We start from the raw sequence: 14,960 nt of genomic DNA on the forward strand, positions 1-14,960 counted from the left end.
GGTCGCGGCTGCGTGCGGACTGTTCGGCCCGCCGCGGACCGGTCATCTGGTCGCCGCCATGACGGCGACCAGGTGGTTGCGGACGGCCTGCAGGGCGTCGCCGGACGTGCTCCAGCCCGTCTCGGCGGCAATGCGCCGCTGCTCGGCCATCAGCGATCGCGCCGCTGCCGCCTCGTCCGGCGACTGCGCGCGGCCGTGCCTGGCTTCGGTCATCGAAACCTCCTCGGTGTCTGCCGAGGGCGCCGACACCGGCAGCAAAGCAGCCCGGAGTACGCGGTTCACGAACCGCCCCACTGCATGTGGGCGTCGTGCCGACCCCGCGAGGGGAACGGCGATCCACATCGATCGCCTGCCGCGGAACCGACCCGCCCTTGCCACTCCTATTGCCGCATCGTCGATGCCGAAACCTTTCACTCGCCACATTCGCCGCGCGTGGGCTCCACGCTGCGACCGGGCGAGGTCAGGCCGGGCGGGCGAAGCGGGCGCGGCGGCCCAGGGTGGTGAAGCCGAGGCGGTGGTAGAGCGCGGCCGCGCCGGGGTTGTTCACGTTCACGTCGAGCAGCATCTCGGACGCGCCGTCGGCCGCGGCGGCGCGCAGGGCCGCGACCGTCAGGGCCGCGCCGACGCCCTGGCCGCGCGCCGCGGGCGTGGTGCCGACCTGCACCAGCCAGCCGTCACCGCAGACCACGAAACCGAGGTCGTCACCGTCGGGGCCGACCGCGAGCAGCGACCACGGCGGCCGGAAGTCGTCGTCGACCAGCCAGCCGGTCCACTGGTCCAGGTCCCAGTCCGGGAAGCCGGGCCGCTCGGCGAACGCCGCCCGGTAGGCCGCGTGGAAACGGCTCACCGTGTCCGGGGCCCAGCCGACGAGGTGTACGCCGTCGGGCGGCGGGATGTCGGGGATCGTATTGAGGTCGTGGCGCATCACGTCCTCGGCGAAGGTCTGGGTCAGCCCGCGGCCGGTGAACAGGGCGGCGGCTGCGTCGGTCAGCGACTCGGTCTCGATGACCTCCGCCCCGGCCAGGCACCAGTCCAGCGCGGCGGCGCCCAGGCCGCGCCCGCGGGCGGCCGGATCGACCAGCGCGGTGCCGGTGACGGTGCTGCCGGTGGGCCGGATCGCGGCGGCGGCGACGAGCGTGCCGTCCTGGTCGTACGCGCCGATGGCGAGCCCGCCCTCGGCAGCGTACCGCCGTCCGGTGAAGCCCTCGCCCGCGGCCAGCGGCAGGCCGCCGTCGACGGCGAGGCACCGGGCGGCCAGGCGGGACACGGCCGGCACGGCGTCGGCGGCCAGCGGGGCGAAGAGAGCGTCAGCGTCGGTCACGGGACGCGAGCCTAGACGAGTTCAGGTTCGGCGGCACTGGATTTGCCCTGTCAGCATGAACAGCCGTGGACACCCCTTCCCCGCCCGGCCGCCTGCCCCGCGGCCACCTGGTCGCGCTGCTGGTCTTCGCCGTCGTCGTCGCCGTGTCGTGGTGGCGGCCGCACTGGCCCGTCGAGCAGGCGCTGCACCACAGCCTCACCGTGCTGGCCGTGGCCGGGCTGCTGCTCGCGCAACGGCGGCTGCGGCTGCCACTCGGCTCGTTCGTGCTGGTGCTGGTATTCCTGACGCTGCACACGGTGGCCGCCCGCTGGATCTACTCGTACGTCCCGTATGAGCAGTGGTGGCAGGCGCTCACCGGGATCGCCCCGTCCGGCGGGCGCAATCACTTCGACCGGTTGGTCCACTTCGGATACGGGCTGCTGCTGGCTCCCGCGCTGGTCCTCGCCTGGCGCGACCGCGGCGCGGGGCGCGGCCGGGCCTGGCTGCACGCGGTGCAGGTGATCGTCTCGACGGGCGCGCTGTACGAGCTGTTCGAGTGGGGCATCGCGCTGACCCTGGCCCCGGACGCCGCCGAGGCCTACAACGGCCAGCAGGGCGACCTGTGGGACGCCCAGAAGGACATGGCCCTGGCCCTGCTCGGTGCGGTCCTCGGCGCGACTGCCAACGTGCTGCGGCCCGGCCGGAAGGCATAGGACTGTGCGGGCCTACATCTTTTTTGATGTGGGCACATCAAAAAAGATGTAGGCCCGCCGGGTGGACCGTCAGCCCAGCGTGCAGACGCCGCCGTTGAGGGTGAACGTCGTCGGCACCGGGTTGGACCCGCTCCAGCTGCTCAGGAAGCCGAAGGAGGCGGTGCCGCGGTTCGCGCCGGTCACGGCGTTCCAGGCCGCGTTCGTGATCGTCACGTTCGCCCCGCTCTGCGCGTACACGCTGCTCCAGAATTGGTTGATCACCTGGCCGTCGGCGAACGTCCAGCGCAGCGCCCAGCCGTTGACCGCCGCCGAGCCGGTGTTGGTGATCACCACGTCACCCTGGAAGCCGGTGTTCCACTGATTGGTGACGGTGTACTTGACCCGGCACGACGCCGGGGTCTGCGAACCGCTCGGCGACGCGGACGCGCTCGGCGAGGCGGTCGGCGAGGCCGCGCCGATCACCGACCAGTACGCCGGCTTGGCCTGCAGCTGCACGTCGAACAGCAGCGGGAAGTCCTTGCGGCTCACCGGGTAGCTGTCCAGCCAGGTCTCGTCGTCGGCCAGGCCCCACAGCGTCACCGAGGTGATGTTCGCCTTGTACTTGCGGAACACGTCGAACCAGGCCTTGTAGCGCGCGGCCTGGCCGGCCAGCCGGTCCGCGGGCGGCGTGGTGAAGCTCTCCGAACTGCTCGTGTAGATGCTGACGGTCACCGGGTGGGCGGCGCGGACCGGGGTGGAGGCGACCCGACCGCGAGCGCGGACAGGGTCAGTACGAGGACGCCGAGCGTGGCACGCCCGGCGCTGGAGGAGAGTGTGGGTACTGTGGGGATCCTGTTCCGGGAGGAGTCATGCGCGAACGGACGCACACCACTGCCCTTGGCGATCGGACCGACCACGCCGAGAAGACGACCGCCGTAGCCCGGAGGCGATCGGCGTCGATGCTATGAGGTGCGCCCGGCGACGTCAAACCGGTCAGGTTTGCTCGATGCCCGGCCCGGGTAGCTCCGCGACATGAGCGCTGAGCTGCCACCACTACCGCCTTTGTCCCCCGAAGCCGAAGCCCAGTACACCCCCGCCGGGCAGAGCATCGTCGACATGCTGGCCGACGAGCACCGGCAGATCACCCGGCTCTCCGCGGAGCTGGCCACCGAAGCCGCGACGGCCTCACCGGCCCGGCGTCGCCAGGTTGCCGAGGTGGTCACCGCCGTCGTCAGCCGGCACCTCGCGGCCGAGGAGCAGTACCTGCTGCCCACGGTGAAGACCCTGTTCCCCGACGGCGACGACCTGGTCTCCCGGGAGCTCGCCGAGGACGGCGCGATCCGCCAGGTGCTGCAGACGCTGTCGGTCATGCCGGCCGAGGACGAGGGATTCCAGAACCTCGCCCTGGAGGTCGACGCCCACCTGCGCCGCCACAAGCACACCGCCGACCGCCGCATCCACGGCCGGCTGAAGGAACTGGCCAACGACGACGAGCTGATCCGCCTGGGCAACCGGGCCGCGATCGCCGAGGAGGCGGCGGGCACCCGCCCGCACCCCAAGTCGCCCAGCACCCCGCCGTGGAACAAGGTCGTCGACCCGATGCTCGGCGTCGCCGACAAGCTCCGCGACGCCGTCACCGGCCGCCCCACCTACCCCTCCGACCTCGACCCCCGGTGACCGCGGCCGCGGCCCCCACCCCGCCGCACCTGCCGCAACTCTTGAAGACCCGCGCTCTCCGGGTGGTCCGGAAGGCGCGGGTCTTCAAGAGTTGCGGCTAGGGACGCGGCTGGCCGGGCGTGCGGCCGCAGGTCGGTCAGGCGGCGGCGTCCATCTGGCGGAGTTCCTTCTTGAGTTCGGTGATCTCGTCGCGGATGCGAGCGGCGAGTTCGAACTGCAGCTCGGCGGCAGCGCCGAGCATCTGGTCGTTCAGCTCGCCGATCAGCTTGGTCAGCTCGACGCGGGCCATGCCCTCGGTCGCGGCGACGACCGCGCCGCGCTTCTCCGAGCTGGTACGCGCCTTCGAGCGCGTCCCCGGCACCGGGGCCTTGCCGCGCGACATCTGCCGGCCCGAGCCGCCGATGATGTGCCCGCCCGGCCCGTGCCCGGCCAGCGCGGTGTCGGTGTCCTCGGCCTCGCGGTAGATGTCGTCGAGGATGTCGTGGATGCGCTTGCGCAGCGGCTGCGGGTCCACCCCGTTGGCCTCGTTGTATGCCACCTGCTTGGCGCGGCGCCGGTTGGTCTCGTCGATCGCCGACGCCATCGACGGCGTGATCTTGTCGGCGTACATGTGGACCTCGCCGGACACGTTTCGCGCGGCACGGCCGATGGTCTGGATCAGCGAGGTGCCACTGCGCAGGAAGCCCTCCTTGTCCGCGTCGAGGATCGCCACCAGCGACACCTCGGGCAGGTCCAGGCCCTCGCGCAGCAGGTTGATGCCGACCAGCACGTCGAACTCGCCGATGCGCAGTTCCTTGAGCAGCTCCACCCGGCGCAGCGTGTCCACCTCGGAGTGCAGGTAGCGCACCCGGATGCCGTTCTCCAGCAGGTAGTCGGTGAGGTCCTCGGACATCTTCTTGGTCAGCGTGGTGACCAGCACCCGCTCGTCGCGCTCGGTGCGCAGCCGGATCTCGTGCATCAGGTCGTCGATCTGGCCCTTGGTCGGCTTCACCACCACCTGCGGGTCGACCAGGCCGGTCGGGCGGATCACCTGCTCGACGAACTCGCCCTGCGCCTGCTGCAGCTCCCACGGGCCGGGGGTGGCCGACAGGAACACCATCTGCCCGACCCGCTCCAGGAACTCGTCGAAGCGCAGCGGCCGGTTGTCCTGCGCGCTGGGCAGCCGGAAGCCGTGCTCGACCAGCACCCGCTTGCGCGAGGCGTCGCCCTCGTACATGCCGCCGATCTGCGGGATGGTCACGTGCGACTCGTCGATGACGGTGACGAAGTCGTCCGGGAAGTAGTCGAGCAGGGCGTGCGGCGGACTGCCCGCCTCGCGGCCGTCGATGTGGCGCGAGTAGTTCTCGATGCCGTTGCAGAAGCCGACCTGGCGCATCATCTCCAGGTCGTACGTGGTGCGCATGCGCAGCCGCTGCGCCTCCAGCAGCTTGCCCTGCTGGTCGAGCTCGGCCAGGCGCTCCTCCAGCTCGGCCTCGATGCCGGCGATCGCCCGCTCCATGCGCTCGGGTCCGGCCGCGTAGTGCGTGGCCGGGAAGATCATCATCTGGTCGACGTCCTTGATCACGTCGCCGGTGAGCGGGTGCAGGTAGGACAGCCGCTCGATCTCGTCGCCGAAGAACTCGATGCGCAGCGCCAGCTCCTCGTACGCCGGAATGATCTCCAGGGTGTCGCCGCGGACCCGGAACGTGCCCCGGTTGAACGCCATGTCGTTGCGCGCGTACTGGATCTCCACCAGGCGGCGCAGCAGCTTGTCCCGGTCGATCTCCTCGCCGACTTTGACCTTGACCGCGCGCTCCAGGTACTCCTGCGGCGTGCCGAGGCCGTAGATCGCCGAGACCGTCGCGACCACGATCACGTCCCGCCGGGTGAGCAGCGACATCGTCGCCGAGTGGCGCAGCCGCTCGACCTCCTCGTTGATCGAGGAGTCCTTCTCGATGTAGGTGTCGGTCTGCGGGATGTACGCCTCGGGCTGGTAGTAGTCGTAGTAGCTGACGAAGTACTCCACCGCGTTGTTGGGCAGCAGCTCCCGGAACTCCTTGGCCAGCTGGGCGGCCAGGGTCTTGTTCGGGGCCATCACCAGCGCGGGGCGCTGCAGCTTCTCGATGAGCCAGGCCGTGGTCGCCGACTTGCCCGTGCCGGTCGCGCCCAGCAGCACCGAGTGCTTGTCGCCGCGGCGGACCCGCTTGGCGAGCTCCTCGATGGCGGCGGGCTGGTCACCGGCGGGCACGTAGTCGCTGATGACCTGGAACGTCCCGTCCAGGCGGGGGATCGTGGCGGCGGCGGTCTCACTCATGTGACCCAACCTACGCCCGGCGTGTGACACTCGCGCGGGCCGCTGTGCAGGTAGGCGAGGCTGGTGTGACGGTAGGTGAACGACCGGCTCCAATATTGCGATTGTGTGTCATCAATCACCGCGATACCGTCGTGTGGTAGGCCGTTCGCGGCGGCCGTCCCAGAGAGACCGGACCTCCACACCGGCCGGTCATCCCCTCTGGCGCACCGGTAGCAGCCTCGATCCGCCCCACCGCAGGATCGATGAGCGCACCGCTGCGGTCGCGCACACTGTGTGCGCCGACCGGCCGCCGCGGGCGGTCTTGACGTATCCGCGCACGCCCGGCCCCCGACGGCGACCCTGACCGGTTTGGCACGTCACCTCACCCGTCCCGGCCCGTTGCATCTCGCGTGGGAACCTCGACCAACGGACGACGCCGGATCCTCCATCTCCTCGCTGCGGGCGGGCTCCTGCTGGGCCTCGCCGCGACCATGACCGGCGGCCTGGCCTCCTGCTCGGCGGACAAGCCCGCCGTGGAGGCGAGCCGGCCGCTGAACAAGGGCGAGCTCGAACGCCTGGCCGGCATGCGGGCACGCAACTTCGCCGACGGCCGGGTCGGCCTGCGCGGCACCATCGGGCCGGGCAGCCGCCAGACCAAGGTCGACGGCTGGGTCGACTGGAAGCGCCAGCTGGTCTACCTGTCCGTCTCCGGGACCGGAGCCGGGGCGAGCACGCTGCTGATCCAGGCCACACCCGGCGTGCTGGCCATGCGCCCCGGCGCGCTGCCCGCGCCCGCTGCCTCTGGTCCGGCGCCGGAGTCGGCCCGCGAATCCGCGTCACCGGCTGCCTCACCCGCCGCTTCGGCAGCCGCCGAGGCGTCACCGGCCGCCGGCGCGGTCCCCGCCGGCAAGCCGCCGCTGACCGCGCCGGAGGACGGCTGGCGGGTGCGCCCGCTGCAGCTCGGCGGCGACGAGGAGCGGCCCATCGACAACCTGGTCGCCTTCCTGTTCCTGCTGGCCAAGCAGGAGGCCGACCCGACCGGGCCGCTCGGCGAGCTGCGCAACGAGTGGGTCCGCCGCGACACGTTCGACGGCGCCCCGGTGGACGTGCTGCTCGGCCCGGCGCTGCTGCCGCAGGTCGCGCCCAGCGCATTGCCGTCCGCCTCCGCGGTGCCGTCCGCCGCCGTGCCGTCCGCCGCCGCCTCGGCCGGGGTGTCCGCCTCTGCGGCGACCGCCCCGCGCACGGAGGCGACCACGGCGCCCTCCCCGGCCGCTCCCGCCGCCTCCCCCGGCACGCAGGCCTCCCCCGGCGCCGCGGACGAGCCCGCCAAGGCCAGTGCCAGCCCGTCGCCGCCCCCGGACCCGAAGTCGCTGGAGGCCAACGGCGGCGCGGTCGGCTACTGGCTGGACGCCAAGGGTTCCCTGGTACGCCTGGAGACGGTGCTCGGCGACGGCCTGCCGTCCGTGCTCGACCTGCAGCGCGGCCAGCAGCAGGAGTTCGTGCGCACGATGGCGCTCGGCGGGCGCGACAACAAGCCCACCGAGATCACCAAGGCCGAGGCGAAGGTGCTGTCCCAGCTGCGCCAGCGCAACCTGAAGGCCCGCGGCGGCGCGGTCACCGTGACCATGCCGGTCAACCCCGGTGTGCTGCGCACCGGCAAGGGCTGGCTGGACTGGCAGAAGCAGCTGGCATACCTGGCCGTACGCGACCAGGACGACGAGACCTACGACGTGCTGATGCACGCCGACCGCACCGGCATCGCCATCCGCAAGCCGGGCAAGCGGGTGCCCGAGCAGCCGCCGCTGCCCGCGCCGACCGGCAAGTGGGAGCGGGCCGAGTGGGTCGTGCTGGGCAGCTCCGGCGAGATCACCGACCTGGACTACCTGATCTACGAGGCGCTGTCACTGGCCGCCACCATGCCCGACGACGCCGCGCACATCGCCAAGCACGGCCGCCGGCTGCGCGTCGACGTGCTGGGCACGGTGCCGGTGGGCGTGTTCGAGCTGCCCAGCGCCGTCGAGACGAACGTGCCCGCGGGGCAGGCCCGGATGCGCTACTGGGTGGACAACGCGGGCGTGCTGAAGCGGTTGGAGCTGCGTACCGCCACGGGTGGTTTCGCCCAGCTCGACCTGGACCTGAAGGAGAAGCCGCCGACCCTCCCGTTAAAGGTCAAGTAGCCGATTCCCGGCCTACGAGGCCCGTGCCGCCGCAGCGGCACGGGCCTTTCGCTGTACGGTCCCGCAAGATCGCTCGACTTGCCTGGCACCTGTGCGTATCTTGACCGCGCTTTCGCCCACCTGCCAGGCAGGTCGAGCGATCATGGCCGGCACCGCTGGTCCGGCGGCACCGGTTCCTGCGCTGTCCCGCCAGGGCCGGCGGGTCAGGGGCGCAGCCGGGTCCGCCAGACCTCGTCGACGGCGGCGTGCAGGTCCGCCAGGGTGCCCTCGTTGACGATCGCGACGTCGGCCGCGGCGCGGCGCTGCTCGTCGGTGGCCTGCGCGGCGATGCGGGCACGCGCCTCGGCCTCGGTCATGCCCCGGTCGCGCACCAGCCGCGCCACCCGGGTCGCCTCGTCCGCGAACACCACGATGACCAGCTCATACATGGCGGCCAGGCCCGCCTCGATCAGCAGCGGCACGTCGTTGACGACCACCGCGTCGGGCGGCGCGGCCGCGGCCAGCTCCGCGGTCCGGGTGCGGACCCGAGGGTGGATGATCGCCTCCAGGTCCCGGCGGGCGGCCTCGTCACCGAAGACGACCTTGCCGAGCGCCGGCCGGTCGAGCGCGCCGTCCGGCCCGAGCACCTGCGGCCCGAACCGCGCGACCACCTCGGCCAGCCCGTCCGTGCCCGGCGCGACGACCTCCCTGGCCAGCCGGTCGGAGTCGATCACCACCGCGCCCAGCTCGGCCAGCCGCGCCGCCACCGCACTCTTACCGGATCCGATCCCGCCGGTCAGCCCCACCCATCGCACCGCCCCATGCTCGCACCCACTCTCCTGCCCCGCGCGCCCGGGCCAAGATCGCCTGCTCTGCCTGCGGTCCGGCACAAGACCGCCCGCCCGACCGACCGGCGCGCCCGCGCCAAGATCGTTCGACTTGCCAGGCAAGTGTGCGAAAGCGCGGTCAAGATACGCACAGGTGCCAGGCAAGTCGAGCGATCTTGAGCCGGCCGGGGCGAGACGCGAAAAGAGGGCGGCCCCCGACTCCGTGGAGTCGGGGGCCGCCCTTCGGCTTACTCAAGGCGTGAGGGGTGAGCCTCAGGCCTTGCCGCCCGCCAGCTTCTCGCGAAGCGCGGCCAGGGCCTCGTCGGTGGCGAGGGTGCCGCTGGGCTCCTCCGCCGCCTTGGCCGGGGCCGGGGTCGAGGTCGACACGTTGCCGGTCGGGACCTCCGACGCGGCGGCAGCGTCGGCCGCGCGCGAGGTCTGGACCTGCTTGGTGTGCGCCTCCCAGCGCGCGCGGGCGTCAGCGTACTGCTGCTCCCACACCTCGCGCTGCTTCTCGTAGCCCTCGAGCCACTCGCCCGTCTCCGGGTCGAAGCCCTCGGGGTAGATGTAGTTGCCCTCGTTGTCGTACGTGGCGGCCATGCCGTACAGCGTCGGGTCGAAGTGCTCCTCGCCCTCGACGAAGCCCTCGTTGGCCTGCTTGAGCGACAGCGAGATGCGGCGACGCTCGAGGTCGATGTCGATGACCTTGACCATCACATCGGAGCCGACCTGAACGACCTGCTCCGGGATCTCCACGTGGCGCTCGGCCAGCTCGGAGATGTGCACCAGGCCCTCGATGCCGTCCTCGACCCGGACGAACGCACCGAACGGCACCAGCTTGGTGACCTTACCCGGCACGATCTGCGTGATCGCGTGGGTACGGGCGAACTGACGCCACGGGTCCTCCTGGGTCGCCTTCAGCGACAGGGAGACGCGCTCGCGGTCCAGGTCCACGTCGAGAACCTCGACCTCGACCTCGGTGCCGACCTCGACGACCTCGGACGGGTGGTCGATGTGCTTCCAGGACAGCTCCGAAACGTGCACCAGGCCGTCCACGCCGCCCAGGTCCACGAAGGCGCCGAAGTTGACGATCGAGGACACGACGCCCTTGCGGACCTGGCCCTTCTGGAGCTTGTTCAGGAACTCGGTGCGCACCTCGGACTGGGTCTGCTCGAGGTAGGCCCGGCGGGACAGGACCACGTTGTTGCGGTTCTTGTCCAGCTCGATGATCTTCGCCTCGAGCTCACGGCCGACGTACGGCTGCAGGTCGCGGACGCGGCGCATCTCGACGAGCGAGGCCGGCAGGAAGCCCCGCAGGCCGATGTCGAGGATGAGGCCACCCTTGACGACCTCGATGACGGAGCCACGGACGACGCCGTCGTCTTCCTTGATCTTCTCGATGGTGCCCCACGCACGCTCGTACTGCGCACGCTTCTTGGAGAGGATCAGACGCCCCTCCTTGTCCTCCTTCTGGAGGACCAGGGCCTCGATGTGATCTCCGACGGAGACGACCTCAGCAGGGTCCACATCGTGCTTGATCGACAACTCGCGCGAGGGGATGACACCCTCGGTCTTGTAGCCGATGTCGAGCAGGACCTCGTCCCGGTCGACCTTGACGACGGTGCCTTCGACAATGTCGCCGTCGTTGAAGTACTTGATGGTCTCGTCGATCGCGGCGAGGAAAGCTTCCTCAGAGCCGAGATCGTCGATGGTGACCCTGTTGGCGCTCGAGGTGGCCTCGATGCTGCTCGTCATGTGGACTGTTGCTCCGTCGGATGGATGTTCAGTGTGACCCAGTGGGTGTTCCACTGCCGCTCCCGCTCGCCTACGCTCCGGTGATCCGGCGCGCTACGGGTCTGCTCCATGCCGAGAACCGCGGACGTGCGAGTGCATCGAACAGCTTACCGTGCCCATTACCACACGACGCAACCCCACCCCTCCCGTGACGCTCCCCTCTTCCTGATTCGGGGGACTGCAAGGCGTTTGCGGGCGAATTGTTCCGTGCGTCACACCCGGTGCGCCGCCCCCGCCGGACCGGCTCGTACGCTGTCCGGGTGGAGATCCATTCAGCCGGCGACGACGATCTGGACGACGACTTCGAGACGGTCGAGTCCGGCCCCGGCGTGACCCGCCGCCCGGTCACGGCCGCGGAGAACCTGCGCGCCTCCCGCGGCTGGTGGGACGCCGACGCCGACAACTACCAGTCCGAGCACGGCGAGTTCCTGGGCGAGGCCGACTTCGTGTGGTGCCCCGAGGGGCTGCGCGAGGCCGACGCGAAGCTGCTCGGCGACGTGTCCGGCCGCCGGGTGCTGGAACTGGGCTGCGGTGCGGCAGCCGCGGCTCGCTGGTTGGCCGCCCAGGGCGCCGACGTGGTGGCGATGGACCTGTCGGCGGGCATGCTGCGCCATGCCGAGCAGGCCGCGGCGCGTACCGGCATCACCGTGCCGCTGGTGCAGGCCGACGCGAGCGCGCTGCCCTTCGCCGACGGGGCCTTCGACGTCGTCTGCACCGCGTTCGGCGCGGTGCCGTTCGTCGACGACTCGGCCGGTGTCATGCGCGAGGTCTTCCGGGTGCTCAAGCCGGGCGGGCGCTGGGTCTTCTCGGTCACCCACCCGATGCGCTGGATCTTCCTCGACGACCCCACCGAGGGCGGGCTGCGGGCCGTGCACTCCTACTTCGACCGCCGGCCCTACGTCGAGTACGACGAGACCGGCGCGGCGACCTACGTCGAGCACCACCGAACCATGGGCGACCGGCTGCGCGAGCTGCTCGGCGCGGGCTTCACGCTGGTCGACCTGATCGAGCCGGAGTGGCCCGAGGGCCACGAGCAGATCTGGGGCCAGTGGTCCCCGCTGCGCGGCCGCCTCTTCCCCGGCACCGCGATCTTCGTCTCGGCGAAGCCCGGCGACTGACCCCCGACCCGACTTCGATCGACGCTGGCCTATCACATCGAAAAACGGGCACGCCGAGTCGATGTCATCGGCCGGCGTCGATCGATACGGCGACACTCCCGCCCCCGCCGTGCGCCACCTCCGGCTCCCGCGCCACGCCGCCGCCCCAGACCCGTCTGCAAGTTGCACTTTTCAGGAAAGAGGCGCGGAAAGGGTTTCACCGGGCGGATGATCAGGGCGTGGCAACAGGGATATTCAGGACAAAGCGTGTCGAAGCCGAGATGGCCGAGACGATCGAGCCTGAACACAGACTCAAGAAGAACCTGAGCACCCTCGACCTGATCATCTTCGGCGTCGCCGTGATCATCGGTACCGGCATCTTCGTGCTGACCGGCCGCCAGGCCGCCGTCAACGCCGGTCCCGCGATCGTGATCTCGTTCGTGGTGGCCGGCATCGTCTGCGGCCTGGCCGCGCTCTGCTACGCCGAGTTCGCCTCGACCGTGCCGGTGGCCGGTTCGGCGTACACCTACTCCTACGCGACCCTGGGCGAGATCGTCGCCTGGATCATCGGCTGGGACCTGGTGCTCGAACTCGGCCTGGGCGCGGCCGTGGTGGCCCGCGGCTGGTCGGCATACCTGGCGAACCTGCTGAGCCTGCCCGCCTGGGTGGCCGGCGAGAAGGCGATCCCCGACTTCGGGGCGATCTTCATCGTGGCGGTCTGCACCTTCCTGGGCGTGCTGGGCACCAAGCTGTCGAGCCGAGTCTCCGGCGTGCTGGTCGCGATCAAGGTGGCCGTGGTGCTGCTGGTGATCGTGGTGGGCGCCTTCTTCATCAAGTTCGCCAACTACAAGCCGTTCATCCCGCCGGCCGAGCCGACCGCGGCGACCGGCGCCTCGGTATGGCACACCCCGCTGTCCCAGCTGCTGCTGGGCATCGAACCCGTGCACTTCGGCATCCCGGGCATCCTGGCCGCCGCCGCGATCGTCTTCTTCGCCTACATCGGCTTCGACATCGTGGCCACCACCGCCGAAGAAGTGCGCAACCCGCAGCGCGACATGCCCCGCGGCATCATCGGCTCGCTGGTCATCTGCACCCTGCTCTACGTGCTGGTCTCGCTGGTCATCACCGGCATGGTGCACTACACGCAACTGGCCGTCGACGCGCCGCTGGCGCACGCCTTCGACGTGGTCGGCCAGCCCTGGGTCGCCAAGCTCATCTCGCTCGGCGCGATCTGCGGCATCACCACCGTGGTGCTGGTGCTGCTGCTCGGCCAGGTGCGCGTGCTGTTCGCGATGTCCCGCGACGGCCTGCTGCCGATCGGCATGGCCAAGGTGCACCGCACCTACGGCACGCCGTACCTGATCACCATCGGGGTCGGCGTCGTCATCGCCCTGCTGGCCGCGTTCATCCCGCTGGAGAAGCTCTCCGAACTGGTCAGCATCGGCACGCTGTTCGCCTTCTTCGTCGTCGCGCTCGGCGTGATCGTGCTGCGCAAGACCCGGCCCGACCTGCCGCGCCCGTTCCGGGTGCCGTGGGTGCCGGTGCTGCCGATCCTGGCCGCGCTGGCGAGCCTGTGGCTGATGCTCAACCTGCCCGTCGACACCTGGGTCCGGTTCGCGGTCTGGATGCTGGTCGGCTTCGTCATCTACTTCATCTACAGCTACCACCACAGCCGTGAACGGCCCGGCATCCGCTACGACCGGGAGCACGCGAAGACCTACGAGGGCCCCAACGTCGAGTGACATCCGGCATTCCACCAGGCGCCGTCCCGCACCGGGGCGGCGCCTTCTTCGTGCCACAGACATTGATTATTGTAACAATCTCTATGTACTCTCCGAGCCAGCTGCCGTCCAAACAGGGCGGCACCTGGTATTGGGGAGGAAGACGTGCCAACCAACCGGTCCTGGCGTGCCCGCCTGCTGGCGTCCGCCGCGATCACCGCCACCGCCCTGGCCACCGTCGTGGCCCTGCCGTCACCCGCGCTCGCCGCCGGCGCGCCCTACCGGGCGGTCCCGGTCCCGGTCACCGCCCCCGCCGCCGGCCCGGACGTCACCGTCATCCCGGGCGCCTACCTGGTCACCTTCCGAGACGGCGCCGACCGCGGGGTCGCGCTGCGGGCGCTGCGGACCACCGCCCGCGTCGACTTCGGCGCCACCGTCAACGGCTTCGCCGCCGACCTGAGCCCCGCCCAGGTGCGCGAGCTGTCGCACAGCGCCGACGTGCTGTCCATCGAGCGCGACGCCTGGCACCACAACGTGCTCGACACCACGCAGAGCAACCCGCCCGCGTGGGGCATCGACCGCATCGACCAGAACACGCTGCCGCTGTCGGCGAGCTACACCTACACCGCGACCGGCTCGGGCGTGCACGCGTACATCATCGACTCGGGCGTCGACGCCTCCCACCCGAACTTCGGCGGCCGGGCGACGTTCGACTACAACTCGATCGACAGCAACAACACCGACTGCAACAGCCACGGCACGCACGTGGCCGGCACCATCGGCTCCACCTCGTACGGCGTGGCCAAGTCCGTGCGCCTGCACGGCGTGAAGTGGCTCAACTGCGCCGGCAGCGGCACCACCTCGTCGGCCGTCGCGGCGGTCAACTGGGTCCGCACCAACCACGTCAAGCCGGCCGTTGCCAACACCTCGTGGAACATGACGTACAGCTCGACGCTGGCCACGGCGCTGACCAACCTGATGAACGCGGGCGTCTTCCTGGCCACCTCGGCCGGCAACACCGGCGGCAACTCCTGCGACCGGTTGCCGCGCAACCTGACCGCGGCGCTCGTGGTCGCGGCCACCACCTCCACCGACGCCCGCGCCAGCTACTCCTCCACCGGCTCCTGCGTCGACCTCTACGGCCCCGGCTCGGCCATCGTGTCCACGGTCCCCGGCGGCGGCACCGGCAGCAAGAACGGCACCTCGATGTCCACCCCGCACGCCGCCGGCATAGCCGCCCTCTACAAGGCCACCTACGGCGACGCCACCCAGTCCGCGGTCCACACCTGGATCGTCAACAACGCCACCCCCAACGTGGTCACCGGCTCCCTCTCCGGCACCCCCAACCGCCTCCTCAACAAACTCGCCCTCTAGTCCGAAAACTTGAGGGTGAGTGGGCAGGCGGCAGCGTCTCGGCGTAGCGC

11 protein-coding genes and 1 pseudogene are annotated in these 14,960 nt (G+C 70.8%); 6 read left to right on the forward strand and 6 right to left on the reverse strand.

What is annotated here, in order from left to right; all coding sequences use genetic code 11:
- Positions 1 to 42 precede the first annotated feature (42 nt).
- Together ACFQO7_RS36960 and ACFQO7_RS36965 are read right to left on the reverse strand one after the other, a co-directional pair.
- Positions 43 to 213, reverse strand: coding sequence for a hypothetical protein (locus tag ACFQO7_RS36960; protein ID WP_376810759.1), 171 nt, complete (start codon positions 211 to 213; stop codon positions 43 to 45).
- Positions 214 to 460: 247 nt separating this feature from the next.
- Positions 461 to 1,321, reverse strand: coding sequence for a GNAT family N-acetyltransferase (locus ACFQO7_RS36965; RefSeq protein ID WP_376810760.1), 861 nt, complete (start codon positions 1,319 to 1,321; stop codon positions 461 to 463).
- Between the two features lie 65 nt (positions 1,322 to 1,386).
- Between ACFQO7_RS36965 and ACFQO7_RS36970 the strand changes: the two genes are divergently transcribed.
- Positions 1,387 to 2,013 (forward strand): DUF2238 domain-containing protein, encoded by a 627-nt coding sequence (locus ACFQO7_RS36970; RefSeq protein WP_376810761.1) that lies wholly within the window; start codon positions 1,387 to 1,389, stop codon positions 2,011 to 2,013.
- 69 nt (positions 2,014 to 2,082) lie between these two features.
- Here ACFQO7_RS36970 and ACFQO7_RS36975 read toward each other — a convergent pair whose 3' ends face one another.
- Positions 2,083 to 2,724 carry a cellulose binding domain-containing protein gene (locus tag ACFQO7_RS36975; RefSeq protein ID WP_376810762.1) on the reverse strand — a complete coding sequence of 214 codons (642 nt, stop codon included), beginning with the start codon at positions 2,722 to 2,724 and terminating at the stop codon, positions 2,083 to 2,085.
- Between the two features lie 300 nt (positions 2,725 to 3,024).
- Between ACFQO7_RS36975 and ACFQO7_RS36980 the strand changes: the two genes are divergently transcribed.
- Positions 3,025 to 3,669: a hemerythrin domain-containing protein gene (locus ACFQO7_RS36980; protein ID WP_376810763.1), complete on the forward strand. Its 645-nt coding sequence runs from the start codon at positions 3,025 to 3,027 to the stop codon at positions 3,667 to 3,669.
- A 136-nt stretch (positions 3,670 to 3,805) separates the two neighbouring features.
- Here the strand turns inward: ACFQO7_RS36980 and uvrB are convergent, their stop codons facing one another.
- On the reverse strand, positions 3,806 to 5,962 hold the full coding sequence (uvrB, locus tag ACFQO7_RS36985) for an excinuclease ABC subunit UvrB (RefSeq protein ID WP_376810764.1): 2,157 nt from the start codon (positions 5,960 to 5,962) through the stop codon (positions 3,806 to 3,808).
- Between the two features lie 389 nt (positions 5,963 to 6,351).
- On the opposite strand from uvrB, the gene ACFQO7_RS36990 reads away from it, so the two are divergent.
- Positions 6,352 to 8,118: a hypothetical protein gene (locus ACFQO7_RS36990; RefSeq protein WP_376810765.1), complete on the forward strand. Its 1,767-nt coding sequence runs from the start codon at positions 6,352 to 6,354 to the stop codon at positions 8,116 to 8,118.
- Positions 8,119 to 8,324: 206 nt separating this feature from the next.
- On the opposite strand, the pseudogene coaE reads toward ACFQO7_RS36990, so the two are convergent.
- Both coaE and rpsA read right to left on the reverse strand, forming a co-directional pair.
- A pseudogene (gene coaE / locus ACFQO7_RS36995) lies at positions 8,325 to 8,912 on the reverse strand (dephospho-CoA kinase); the annotation flags it as partial.
- 285 nt (positions 8,913 to 9,197) lie between these two features.
- Positions 9,198 to 10,679, reverse strand: coding sequence for a 30S ribosomal protein S1 (gene rpsA / locus ACFQO7_RS37000; protein WP_360529327.1), 1,482 nt, complete (start codon positions 10,677 to 10,679; stop codon positions 9,198 to 9,200).
- A 329-nt stretch (positions 10,680 to 11,008) separates the two neighbouring features.
- Between rpsA and ACFQO7_RS37005 the strand changes: the two genes are divergently transcribed.
- The 3 genes from ACFQO7_RS37005 (at position 11,009) to ACFQO7_RS37015 (ending at position 14,910) form a co-directional block, all read left to right on the forward strand.
- On the forward strand, positions 11,009 to 11,836 hold the full coding sequence (locus tag ACFQO7_RS37005; protein ID WP_376810768.1) for a class I SAM-dependent methyltransferase: 828 nt from the start codon (positions 11,009 to 11,011) through the stop codon (positions 11,834 to 11,836).
- A gap of 260 nt (positions 11,837 to 12,096) precedes the next feature.
- Entirely contained in the window at positions 12,097 to 13,557 is a 1,461-nt protein-coding gene (locus ACFQO7_RS37010) for an amino acid permease (RefSeq protein ID WP_376810766.1), read from the forward strand.
- Positions 13,558 to 13,701: 144 nt separating this feature from the next.
- Entirely contained in the window at positions 13,702 to 14,910 is a 1,209-nt protein-coding gene (locus tag ACFQO7_RS37015) for a S8 family peptidase (RefSeq protein ID WP_376810767.1), read from the forward strand.
- The last annotated feature ends 50 nt before the right edge of the window (positions 14,911 to 14,960 follow it).

This window comes from Catellatospora aurea (assembly GCF_042663325.1).
GTDB lineage: Bacteria > Actinomycetota > Actinomycetes > Mycobacteriales > Micromonosporaceae > Catellatospora > Catellatospora aurea.

Coding starts and splice junctions, on each gene's coding strand:
- ACFQO7_RS36960 (WP_376810759.1), bottom strand. CDS start 213: ATGACCGAAGCCAGGCACGGCCGCGCGCAGTCGCCGGACGAGGCGGCA.
- ACFQO7_RS36980 (WP_376810763.1), top strand. CDS start 3,025: ATGAGCGCTGAGCTGCCACCACTACCGCCTTTGTCCCCCGAAGCCGAA.
- uvrB (WP_376810764.1), bottom strand. CDS start 5,962: ATGAGTGAGACCGCCGCCGCCACGATCCCCCGCCTGGACGGGACGTTC.
- rpsA (WP_360529327.1), bottom strand. CDS start 10,679: ATGACGAGCAGCATCGAGGCCACCTCGAGCGCCAACAGGGTCACCATC.
- ACFQO7_RS37010 (WP_376810766.1), top strand. CDS start 12,097: ATGGCCGAGACGATCGAGCCTGAACACAGACTCAAGAAGAACCTGAGC.